This window comes from Ochrobactrum sp. RH2CCR150, assembly GCA_014138095.1.
Classification (GTDB): domain Bacteria; phylum Pseudomonadota; class Alphaproteobacteria; order Rhizobiales; family Rhizobiaceae; genus Brucella; species Brucella gambitense.
Genome location: JACGXE010000031.1, coordinates 1 through 9,822 on the forward strand (window position 1 = coordinate 1; position 9,822 = coordinate 9,822).

Genomic DNA, 9,822 nt, shown 5'->3' on the forward strand with positions numbered 1-9,822 from the left:
TTCGCTTATGAATGGCTCAGCGGCATCCCCGCCGCTTTGAGCCATAAACCCGGAAAATTCCAGCTCTCCGTGGTCCAAATTCGGGGTGCACCTCATCGTCGTGACGGACTCTACCAAAATTTGGAGGAAGTTTCGGGTCTCAGGTCACAGATTAAGGACGTAATTACATAGTGTCTTTCGATATCATATTCGTCTCTTGCGGATAGCTTTGATTAGACGAAACACAGCAAAGGCAGCGGAAGCGAGATACAAAAATCCACCGATGAACATGATGCCGTATACGCCGGCGAACAGTTCGCGGTCTTCTCTGAACCTGTCGGGTGTCCCGGTTACAGGATACACAAAAGCCGCGATGATTTCGCCTATCCCATATCCGACGAAGAGGCAGACCGGCACCAGCAGCAGAAGGCTGATGAGGAAAACGATGATCGGCTTCAGCATTGTCATTTACCTCCCGACATCAATCAGCTTGTCGAGCGAAAAGCGTTCGGAACTCGCATCGCAGCGATGCCAGTCCATCTGCGCGTTCGCTTCATCGTGGTGTCCGTAGCACCAGTCTCTTTCATTCAGCGCTACGCCATAAATCCTCATTGATGCGCAGGCGACGACGATTCGGACATCATGACTTATGCTGTGCAGGCAGATGTCACCAGCCTGGTTGAAGAGCTGTTTGAGCTCATCGTCAGTCTCGGTGGCTTGTGCAAACAGCCCGTCAGCAGCCACGGCGAGACCTGCCATCTGCGATCCGATGAAGAACAGGAAAAGGATAAGTAGTATCCGGTTCATCGTATTGTCCTTCCGTCATGGCGATCGGGAGGCAATGGTTGCAGTCCGTCGTCGATGCCTCGACCGGTTGGCTTGAAGCATTGGGCCAGCCGAGCGGCCACCGCGTCATAGGTTTTTACCTTGTTGGCAGGATAGGTCAGGCGAAAGACACGAACTATGTCGATGCCATCCGCCGCATTTCGTTCCAGCAGGAGCTTGGCGTAGAAAACATTGCCCTTCTCGCGACCGGAGACGACGGCCCAGTCCTTCGTAGCGCGGCGATAGGTGACGGCGGTGCCCTCATCAGCGAGGTCGCCAATGAGGGCGTCCATGTCCTGCTCGAGAACATTGTATCCGCCCCATACCGCCAGTTCGGCGCCCGACGGGCCGGTGAACTTGCGGCCGTCGCCGTTATCGGCCTCGGGCTGAGCAGCCAGAATATCTGCCGGGTAGCAGATGGAATAACCGAAGCGCACATTTTCATAGACATCCCATTGATGGTCCGATGCCACAGCTGGCATGCACAGAAATGAAATGGTTAAGGCTCCGGCAAAGGATCGTTTCAAAATCATCATCCTCTCCATTCGATAATCGCCTTCGGGAGCTGGAGTTCCGTTCAAATGAAATGCATCATGATCGCGGCGCTTAGCCCGACAAGGACGCCACCGCTGACCTTCGAAATCCAGCCAGCGGAATTCGAGGAGGAAATGCGTGGCGATGCGATGGAGGCGATTGCCACTGATACAAGATCGCCGAGCGAGAAAGCGCCGTTCACGATGATACCAAGCAGCAGGAACTGAAGCCAACCGGGCATCGCTCCTTGCGGATCGACGAATTGGGGCAGGAACGTCAGGAAAAACAACGCAGTCTTCGGATTGAGGATCTCGACCACGATGCTGTCGCGCAAGACGCGTCGGTGCCGCGCGGGGATTTCGGTTGCTTCCTCCGCGATCGAGGCAAACATCATTCTTCCGCCCAGCCACAACATGTAGAAGGCTCCCGCCAGCCGCAGGAATGAATAGAGCGCAGGAGCATGGTGCAGAAGCGCAGCGAACCCGGCAGAGGCTGCCGCGATATGTACGTAGCAACCCAGATGAATACCGAGGGCTGCCATCAAGCCGGCTCTTTGCCCGTAAGCCAGGGTTTGCGCTGACATATATAAAATGGCCGGACCCGGCATGAAAGCGAACACCAGTGTGGCAACGACGAACGGTAACCAGGTTTCCAGCAACATGCTGCCGACCTCCTATCTCCCGCCGAAAAAGAGTGAACCAAACTTTATTCATGATGAGAAACGATTTATCATCATGCTATTCATGACGATCCGAGGTGAAACAGTGTTCGATATTGTACTGTTGCGGACCTTCGAGGCAGTCGCCAGTCTATCGAGTTTTACAAAGGCAGGGCAGCAACTCAACTTGACGCAATCCGCCGTCAGCGCCCATATCCGGCGGCTGGAGGAACAGGCGGGAAACGTTCTTCTCGAACGCAATACCCGCACGGTGGCACTGACCCCACAAGGACAGGCGCTGCTTGGTTACGCAAAGGCGATCCTGCGCCTGAGCGAAGAAGCACGGACACTAATGAAAGGCAACGCCAACGCAGTCCATTTGCGGATTGGCGCATCCGATGATTTGACGAGCACCTGGCTGCCATCCGTATTGAAGAGGTTTCAGGATTTCCGTTCGGAACGAACGTTGGAAATCCAGATTTCGAATACGACCACTTTGCTGGAAACTATGGATAAGGGCGAGCTGGACCTGATTGTCGGTTGCCGATGCCGGGGCGACCCATCCGGTATCCATATGTGGAGCGAGCCGCTTAGATGGGTAATCGGAACGACTCCGCTCGAAACTGGAGCAACCGTCCCGCTTGCCGTTTTTCCTGAACCGTGTCCCTATCGGGACGCTGCTCTTGTCGCGCTGGCTGCAAAAAACTGTAAATGGATGATAGTCAGTGTCAGCCCCAGCCTCGGCAGTTTGACGGCGATGGCCGCGGCTGGCCTGGCGGTCACGCCGCTGAATTCCAGTTCCATCCCGGCAAAATTACAAACGGCAGGCGCCATTCAATCACTGCCGCCGCTGCCGGAAGTTGAGTTCGTTGCACATATCAGGCCCGGTCTGTCCGAAGAAAATATGCTACTCACGCGCTCAATCATTGACTGGATCACTCTCAACAGGCCGAAGTCGACTTCATAGCTGACGCACAAATCCAGTCTCAGCTGGGCTTTTGCGTCCGAATTCATCTACGCGGGCAGTCCGAGCAGGCTTGTGTCCCGACCTGAATGCGGAAGAAAATGCCTGAAAAGCAAGGGGTTCATTCACGCCGACGTTGAAGGGCCAAGGCCTAAAATCCGGCAATGAGCGTTGTTTCGGGACAGGCCGCAAGCGATCATATCTAGCGTTGGTGGGCTTTCAGCAGGAAAGAAGGACAAAACGATGAATCTGGAAGAATTGGCCAGAAGGATATTTCTAAGTCAACCCTTCAGTCAGTATCTGGGCGCGGAACTCGTTGCTGTCGGTGATGGCAGCGCAAGTATCTCTCTGATTATCCGCGAGCATCATACACAGCAACATGGCTTTGTTCATGGGGGTGTGATCAGCTACCTGGCAGATAACGCGCTTACATTTGCGGGAGGGCTCGCTCTTGGAGGCGATGCGCTTACCGCTGAATTCAAGATTAATTTTGTTCGGCCTGCGAAAGGCAGCACACTGCTTGCACAAGCAAGAACATTAAGCACGGGGAAGCGACAAGCTGTATGTCAATGCAAGGTTGTTTGCGACAAGACGCTCGTAGCAGTCGCCCAGGGAACGATCGTCTCGGCTCATGGTTAACTTGAATTCAAGTTGTTTCTCTGCAGGCTCATTTGTGCCGAGCTCCGTGCAAACATGTGAAACGCAATACGTTGAAAGCCTTTTTGACGATCGTGGGCCGCTTAAGCGCCCCAATCGGAATCAAGCAGTCCCAAGGCTGGCAGAGGATACGGTACCGGCATGGTGTGAGACGGTAACGCGGGCAGCGAGACATGTGCCAAATGACGCACGCGCACGGTCTTCACAAAAAAACGGAACTCGTCGGCCCTACAATCACGATCAGTTTCCGCAATACGCCTTAGGCGGCGATGGAAACCTAACCGGGATCGTTCGGGCGGCCTTTCTCTTAAGGCCGCCCCGGATTCTTGTTTTCAGACGTAGCTTCGTGTTCAAATGGAGGCGTCAGCCGGCTGGAATGGCATCGGCGTTGACCCAAACTGCCTCGAACACATGGCCGTCAGGATCTTCGAAGGATCGGTTGTAGAGCCAGCCCATGTCCATGGGGTCACGAATGTCGACCCGACCACCCGCTGCGGCTGCCGCTTGAGCAGTGTGGTCGACCGCGTTCCGGCTTTCATGGGACAGAGCAAGCAAAACCTCACTCGTCGCATGAGCGTCTGAGATTGCTTTCGGGGTGAAGGTTGCGAAATAGTCTTTGACGAGTAAGTGAAACGTAATTGTGTCGGTCCAGATCATGCTGGATGCCTGATGGTCGCTGAACTGTTCGTTCTTCTCGCAGCCAATTGCTTCGTAGAAGCGCGTCGCGACAGCGAGATCTTTCACCGGCAGATTTATGTAGATCATTCTGGACATTTTGTTCCTCCGTTCTTCATAAAGTCGTTAGGATTTTTCTGACCGCGCGATAGCCGGGCCTCTGAGCGTGTCGGTTAGTCGAACCGTCGGGAAAGGCTTTCGTCTCAGATACAAGTGGGTCTCGCCGACTGTTTGGTTGCTGCTAGCAGGCCGTTCTATGTCCACTGATTCATCGATTATGACTGGTGGCCGGTGATTGCAGAATCGTATCGCTTGGATGGATACAGATGAGCTCCAGCTTATCGTTTCCAATATTTGTCCAGCGATGTGGCACCTCGGCGGGCGCCACGACTATGTCGCCAATTTGGGCAACCGCTTCTTGATCTCCAACGATGAACGCGACTTTCCCGTGTCTTACAATCCAGGTCTCCATATAGGGATGCTTATGCAGGCTGGAGCTCTGACCTGGAGCGGCGTTGACCAGAAATAAAGATACAGGCCCTCCAGCTTCGCGCGCCTCGAACCTGACGATGCTATTGTCGGAGGAGATTTGCTGGCTGTGGCACCGGATTGTAATCATGGCAGATTCCCTTTCCGCTATCACTCCTCGATGAAAATATCTTGACGTGAAGATACATCCGACTTGTCTTCCCGTCAAGATATATATCTTCTTGTCAAGATACCTTGCTTGGGGCACATGATGAAGGAGAAGATGATGAGAGTTAAGGAGAACCGATATGGTGGTGGAAATCGGACATTCGGAGGAACTGACTGAGCGTGACCATGTTGACCGCCTGCGCAGTCAGTGGATAAACGAATTGCCTGATCTCGATACAGAACCGATGGGAATTCTCGGAAGGGCGTCGCGTCTGACAACCATCTATCGGGCCGGTATGGAGATGACATTTGCCACGTTCGATCTTGATCGCGGCGAATTTGACGTGATCGCTACATTGCGTCGCTCTGGACCGCCATATCGTTTGACGCCAACGGAAATTTATACGTCGCTCATGATTTCGTCTGGCGGTCTCACGCACCGGCTGGACCGGCTGGAAAAAGCCGGTCTTGTCCGACGGGAAAAGTCGGAGAAAGACGGACGCAGCATGCTGGTAGCCCTGACAGACGCCGGAGTTGCAAAAGTTGAAGCAGCCTGCCGCGCCCATATGGCGAAAGGTTTTGCGTTCTTGGAGCCGCTAGACAAGAACGAACGTGTTCTGCTTGCAGGTCTCCTGAAGAAATTGCTTCTCAGCATTGAAAATGCCTCACAGCGATGAGCGACTTTTGACATTTTGAAACATAAGCAGGAAGGGCGCATATAGCCCGGCTACCTTGTCCGTCTATGCAGTTTTCCTGATGGGTTGATCTGGAAGCATCGCTTTGAACTGAACTAAAGCGCGATTGGCTTCGAGTTCATCAAGAGTAATCGCGTAACGGACTGTCGCACCGATAAGTGTGATGACTAACTTGGAGAAGGAAAAGATTTCGGCTGGGTCGTCATCTACAAATGGTTGCAAAGCTTGACTGAGAAGTGCGGCCAGATGCTCGCAATCGGACTGGTCAATGGCTTGTAGCGTGCGGTCAGCGAGCGTCGCTTGCCATATTGCGATCAGGACAGGTTCTTTCCGATACCAATCATAATAGCAATCTGTGAGATAGCACAGGAGAGGATGCAAATCCTTTGCGCTTCGCATGCCTTCAAATGCCTTGTTTGCGCCCTCATTGATGCGCGCATTGTGACGTTCGGCGAGCGTTCCTATTATCGCCGTCTTGTCTGGGAAGTATTGGTAGAGCGATCCGAACGGCACGTCTGCACGCTCCACGATATCGCTCATGCGAAAGGCGTCGCTCCCCTTTTCAAGCAGCAGTTCCTCTGCACAGCCCAGTATTTTTTCGAAGCGCTCCCGGCTGCGTTTTTGCGTTGGTGTTAGCCGCGCGATGCTGGGGGTGCTTTTGGTCATATAGGTCTGGTCCACTATCGCTCGTTGCGAATTTGCAATGCGTTCGGTTCTTGACTCTTAAAATACGAGAGTTTATCGTCTTGTCAAATACGAGAGTTAATCGTATTATGTGAGGAGGATGACGATGCCTGATGAACCCATTCTCATCATCGGCGCGGGTGGAAAGACCGGCTCCCGTGTTGATGCTAGGCTGAAAGCACGGGGTATCAAGACGCGGCCAGTTTCCAGATCCACCGAAATGCCGTTCGACTGGGACCGTTCAGAAACATGGGCGCCTGTTTTCAAAGGTATCGAACGCGCATATGTCACCTATCAGCCAGATATTGCCATCGAGAGCGCTGCCGAAGCGATTGCCCGAATTGCTGCCCTTGCCCATGAAGAGAGCTTGAAGCAGATGGTTCTTCTGTCCGGTAGAGGAGAGCCAGGCGCGCAGTTTGCCGAGGCTGAACTGAAAGCTTCCGGTGTCCCCTGGACAATCGTGCGGTCCAGTTTTTTCAGCCAAAATTTTTCCGAAGGTTTTTTGATCGACGGTATTTTGGCAGGTGAGATCGCACTGCCAGTTGGATCCGTGCCTGAGCCGTTTATTGATGTCGAAGATATCGCTGACATCGTCGTAGCTGCGTTGACAGATGAACGCCATATCAACAAAGGCTACGAGGTAACCGGACCGCGGGCGCTGACTTTCGCGGAGGCGGTTCACGAAATCTCTCAGGCGCTCGGTCGGCAAATCCGTTATAGACAGGTAACGGTAGAAGAGTTTGCAGTGAACATGGCTCCTTATGTGCCTGATGATATTATCAAACTTTTGGTCGAACTATTCACTGTCGTTCTGGATGGTCGCAACAAGTCGGTGATGGCAGGTGTTGAACAAGCACTGGGTCGCTCCGCACGCGATTTTTCCGATTATGTACGCGACACCGTTGCAACAGGAGTTTGGGGGGCTCGGTCATGATCAATGGGATCACTAACGCCTTACTATGGTTCACTGCAATTAGCAGCGGCCTTCTTGCCGGTGTCTATTTTGCATTTTCCGCATTTATCATGGGCGCGCTTGGTCGGATTGAAGTTCCAGCCGGTATCGCCGCGATGAATGCAATCAATAATGTGATCCTACGGTCACCATTTATGCCGCTATTTCTCGCAAGTACCTTGGCGGCTCTCATCTTGACCGTCATCGCTTTGTTCCAGTGGCAGCAACCTGGATCGATTGCGATCTTTTCTGGCGGCGTTATCTATCTTTTGGGAATGTTCATATGCACCGTTGCGTTCAATGTTCCTCTGAATGATGCACTTGCCGTTGTAGATCCTTCCAGTACCCAAGGCGCGGAAGTATGGTCACGCTATTTGCGAGATTGGACATTCTGGAACCACATCCGCACCATCGCGTCCATTCTCTCGACGATTGTGTGCATATACGCGCTTGTCATCCGTTAAATCCGACATGGGGTATTCACTCGAGCATTTCGGCGTTGGCGACAACTAAGACGGTTACGATTTGTAGTGGTCCTGATCGCACGCGATTTCGCCAAGCGACTTACGAAACTCGTCTAGAACCGATGAATAGCATGCCAGCAAAGAGGGCAGCGAAAACGAACCTAACTTCACGAAATGGATGAGAGAGTTGTAACGCGATTAAGATAACACGTTGCCGCCTCGAAACGGCGAATATTTTGTTCAATGATGGTAATTAAATTGAGGACTGTCTATTGGCAACCCTGCCCATTCTTGAGGCAATCAAATGGAGTATCTGTGGCGCAACGAACCTTTTCGACATATTTTCTGGTAAACCGGTCGGCCTGGTTCCGGGCCTGGTTTTCTGATGTCAAATTGATTTGTTCTAGTCACAAGCGCAACTTCGGATGAACCCCCATCGAGACGTCGTGCGATGAGGCGTTCACCCTAAAGATTTGGCGTTATTGGACAGGTGCTTGGGGCGATGTCGAAGCCGGCGACGTTGCATTTGATGGTGGCGGTACTTCCGTTGCCAATGGAGATTGCGCATTTTGCGGACCAGTCTGATTGCAGCCACTCAGCAATGCAGCTGTCATTCCAATGGTTGCAAAAAGGCAGAGCGTACGGTGCGTCATAAGCGGTTCCTCCGGTTGGTGCCCCTCGACGGCAGGAATTATCGGGACAGGTTCATCACGTCAACGCATCGGCGATCACGGGTTCTTTCTAGTTGAAACGAAAACGGTTGTTGAGCTGGACTGACATTGATTTCGGACCTCGGTTGCGATCGGGCAAAAAAGCGCGTGTTTCCACCGTAAACCATCTTGGTCATAGGTATGTTTAAGTCGATTTTGGTAGACGAGTGTGCTGTATAGAAAAGTGATTGGATTTGAGGTTGCGGTATAATTCAATATTTGAAATAAATATTCATATCCTTTGATACGGAAATCATTTTTAGCGAGATTAAGTTTTATTTTCTCATTTGAATTTGTTTCAAGTGAATACAAGTTTTGTCTGTAGGTTTATACGGCAATATTATTTGAAATAGCTTATACGCGCTACGTTCGCCGCTGCACCATGGTTTGCACTCGATTGTTAATTTTGGGAAGGAAATCAGGGCCCTCCGAAACGCATCGACGAGCATTTTACCCTCCAATAGTCATTTTTCTTTTAGATAATCCAATCAATTTTGAAGTAAAATTCATATGTTTAGTTATTAGATGCAAGATATGCGGTATTTATTTTTAGAATGTTGTTTCATTTCTATTCTTGCACATCTATGTTTCCCCTGACGAGAAGTCAGAGGAGGAAGTTGGTGCCATGGTAGCGATTGTCGGAACAAATAGTGACGATACTTTGCGTGGAACGACGGAGAACGACTGGATTTCAGGGCTCGCTGGCCAAGACGATCTCAACGGTCGGGAAGGCGATGATTTTCTTGACGGCGGCGCTGGCGATGACGTGCTGACCAGCACGAGTGGTTATGACCGGATGGAAGGGGGAGTGGGCGACGACCGGCTGGTTCTTATCGGGACGAGCGGTGCGCTCTCCGGTGGCGAAGGTTTCGATACGCTCGCGCTGGACTTGTCGGACGAGAATCGCGCTATTTTCTTCAATGGAACGAACGGCCACAGCGTCGTCGGTTACGCCTCGCAGAGCGCGGAGCACAGCTACTTCCGCGATATTGAGCGCTTCGCGGTGACGACTGGAAGCGGGAACGATTGGGTCAATGGCAGCAGTTTCGACGACGAGATATCGACAGGAGCAGGCAACGATCTGATAGGACAGCCCTGGCCCGATTTCGATGACCCGGCAAGTGCTCTTGGGGCCGATATTGTCGATGCTGGAGCGGGCGATGACACCATCATCGACCGGTTCGGTGCCAACCGGCTTTATGGCGGCACTGATGATGACACCATCATCGCATCGCTGTCTTCCGCCGAGCTTGACGGTGGTGAGGGTGACGATACGCTTGTGATCGATGAGGCTTGTGAGTTCATGCTGAACCGCGACTTTTAGAGTTAGAGTTTATTCATATCGATGTCTGTTTGCGACAAGTTTCTGACGGAAGATCTCTGCCGGTG

General features: G+C 52.2%; 13 protein-coding genes. 6 read left to right on the plus strand and 7 right to left on the minus strand.

Annotated elements, in window-relative coordinates; translation table 11 throughout:
• Window positions 1–183: 183 nt before the first annotated feature.
• Genes FHW03_RS25730 through FHW03_RS25745 form a run of 4 tightly spaced genes read right to left on the minus strand, consistent with a single transcriptional unit; the run spans window position 184 to window position 1,999 of the window.
• Window positions 184–441 carry a hypothetical protein gene (locus FHW03_RS25730; protein WP_182523248.1) on the minus strand — a complete coding sequence of 86 codons (258 nt, stop codon included), beginning with the start codon at window positions 439–441 and terminating at the stop codon, window positions 184–186.
• Window positions 442–447: 6 nt separating this feature from the next.
• The gene (locus tag FHW03_RS25735; protein WP_182523249.1) at window positions 448–786 is read right to left on the minus strand and encodes a hypothetical protein; all 339 of its coding nucleotides are present in this window, start codon (window positions 784–786) and stop codon (window positions 448–450) included.
• Window positions 783–1,331 carry a hypothetical protein gene (locus tag FHW03_RS25740; RefSeq protein ID WP_182523250.1) on the minus strand — a complete coding sequence of 183 codons (549 nt, stop codon included), beginning with the start codon at window positions 1,329–1,331 and terminating at the stop codon, window positions 783–785. Before FHW03_RS25740 ends, FHW03_RS25735 begins: the two co-directional genes overlap by 4 nt.
• Window positions 1,332–1,381: 50 nt before the next feature.
• Window positions 1,382–1,999: a LysE family translocator gene (locus FHW03_RS25745; RefSeq protein ID WP_182523251.1), complete on the minus strand. Its 618-nt coding sequence runs from the start codon at window positions 1,997–1,999 to the stop codon at window positions 1,382–1,384.
• Here FHW03_RS25745 and FHW03_RS25750 point away from each other — a divergent pair.
• Together FHW03_RS25750 and FHW03_RS25755 are read left to right on the plus strand one after the other, a co-directional pair.
• Window positions 1,944–2,963 (plus strand): LysR family transcriptional regulator, encoded by a 1,020-nt coding sequence (locus tag FHW03_RS25750; RefSeq protein WP_377515776.1) that lies wholly within the window; start codon window positions 1,944–1,946, stop codon window positions 2,961–2,963. The two genes, FHW03_RS25745 and FHW03_RS25750, sit on opposite strands and share 56 nt — an antisense overlap.
• 240 nt (window positions 2,964–3,203) lie before the next feature.
• Window positions 3,204–3,599 carry a PaaI family thioesterase gene (locus FHW03_RS25755; RefSeq protein WP_182523253.1) on the plus strand — a complete coding sequence of 132 codons (396 nt, stop codon included), beginning with the start codon at window positions 3,204–3,206 and terminating at the stop codon, window positions 3,597–3,599.
• Window positions 3,600–3,980: 381 nt separating this feature from the next.
• Here the strand turns inward: FHW03_RS25755 and FHW03_RS25760 are convergent, their stop codons facing one another.
• Together FHW03_RS25760 and FHW03_RS25765 are read right to left on the minus strand one after the other, a co-directional pair.
• A complete protein-coding gene (locus tag FHW03_RS25760) occupies window positions 3,981–4,391 on the minus strand; it encodes a VOC family protein (RefSeq protein ID WP_182523254.1) in 411 nt (136 codons plus the stop codon).
• Window positions 4,392–4,560: 169 nt separating this feature from the next.
• Complete coding sequence (locus FHW03_RS25765; protein WP_182523255.1) at window positions 4,561–4,911, minus strand: cupin domain-containing protein; 351 nt, start codon at window positions 4,909–4,911, stop codon at window positions 4,561–4,563.
• Window positions 4,912–5,068: 157 nt separating this feature from the next.
• Here FHW03_RS25765 and FHW03_RS25770 point away from each other — a divergent pair, with 157 nt between their 5' ends.
• Window positions 5,069–5,605 carry a MarR family transcriptional regulator gene (locus tag FHW03_RS25770; protein WP_182523256.1) on the plus strand — a complete coding sequence of 179 codons (537 nt, stop codon included), beginning with the start codon at window positions 5,069–5,071 and terminating at the stop codon, window positions 5,603–5,605.
• A gap of 63 nt (window positions 5,606–5,668) precedes the next feature.
• Here the strand turns inward: FHW03_RS25770 and FHW03_RS25775 are convergent, their stop codons facing one another.
• Window positions 5,669–6,304, minus strand: a complete 636-nt coding sequence (locus FHW03_RS25775) for a TetR family transcriptional regulator (protein ID WP_377515779.1) — start codon at window positions 6,302–6,304, stop codon at window positions 5,669–5,671.
• 109 nt (window positions 6,305–6,413) lie between these two features.
• Here FHW03_RS25775 and FHW03_RS25780 point away from each other — a divergent pair, with 109 nt between their 5' ends.
• The 3 genes from FHW03_RS25780 (at window position 6,414) to FHW03_RS25790 (ending at window position 9,757) form a co-directional block, all read left to right on the plus strand.
• Complete coding sequence (locus FHW03_RS25780; RefSeq protein ID WP_182523257.1) at window positions 6,414–7,241, plus strand: NmrA family NAD(P)-binding protein; 828 nt, start codon at window positions 6,414–6,416, stop codon at window positions 7,239–7,241.
• Window positions 7,238–7,723 (plus strand): anthrone oxygenase family protein, encoded by a 486-nt coding sequence (locus FHW03_RS25785; RefSeq protein ID WP_182523258.1) that lies wholly within the window; start codon window positions 7,238–7,240, stop codon window positions 7,721–7,723. The genes FHW03_RS25780 and FHW03_RS25785 overlap by 4 nt, the downstream gene beginning before the upstream one ends.
• 1,335 nt (window positions 7,724–9,058) lie before the next feature.
• Window positions 9,059–9,757 (plus strand): hypothetical protein, encoded by a 699-nt coding sequence (locus FHW03_RS25790; RefSeq protein WP_182523259.1) that lies wholly within the window; start codon window positions 9,059–9,061, stop codon window positions 9,755–9,757.
• The last annotated feature ends 65 nt before the right edge of the window (window positions 9,758–9,822 follow it).

Coding starts and splice junctions, on each gene's coding strand:
- FHW03_RS25770 (WP_182523256.1), top strand. CDS start 5,069: ATGGTGGTGGAAATCGGACATTCGGAGGAACTGACTGAGCGTGACCAT.
- FHW03_RS25750 (WP_377515776.1), top strand. CDS start 1,944: ATGAAAGCGAACACCAGTGTGGCAACGACGAACGGTAACCAGGTTTCC.
- FHW03_RS25765 (WP_182523255.1), bottom strand. CDS start 4,911: ATGATTACAATCCGGTGCCACAGCCAGCAAATCTCCTCCGACAATAGC.
- FHW03_RS25735 (WP_182523249.1), bottom strand. CDS start 786: ATGAACCGGATACTACTTATCCTTTTCCTGTTCTTCATCGGATCGCAG.
- FHW03_RS25785 (WP_182523258.1), top strand. CDS start 7,238: ATGATCAATGGGATCACTAACGCCTTACTATGGTTCACTGCAATTAGC.
- FHW03_RS25780 (WP_182523257.1), top strand. CDS start 6,414: ATGCCTGATGAACCCATTCTCATCATCGGCGCGGGTGGAAAGACCGGC.
- FHW03_RS25745 (WP_182523251.1), bottom strand. CDS start 1,999: ATGTTGCTGGAAACCTGGTTACCGTTCGTCGTTGCCACACTGGTGTTC.
- FHW03_RS25730 (WP_182523248.1), bottom strand. CDS start 441: ATGCTGAAGCCGATCATCGTTTTCCTCATCAGCCTTCTGCTGCTGGTG.
- FHW03_RS25790 (WP_182523259.1), top strand. CDS start 9,059: ATGGTAGCGATTGTCGGAACAAATAGTGACGATACTTTGCGTGGAACG.
- FHW03_RS25755 (WP_182523253.1), top strand. CDS start 3,204: ATGAATCTGGAAGAATTGGCCAGAAGGATATTTCTAAGTCAACCCTTC.
- FHW03_RS25760 (WP_182523254.1), bottom strand. CDS start 4,391: ATGTCCAGAATGATCTACATAAATCTGCCGGTGAAAGATCTCGCTGTC.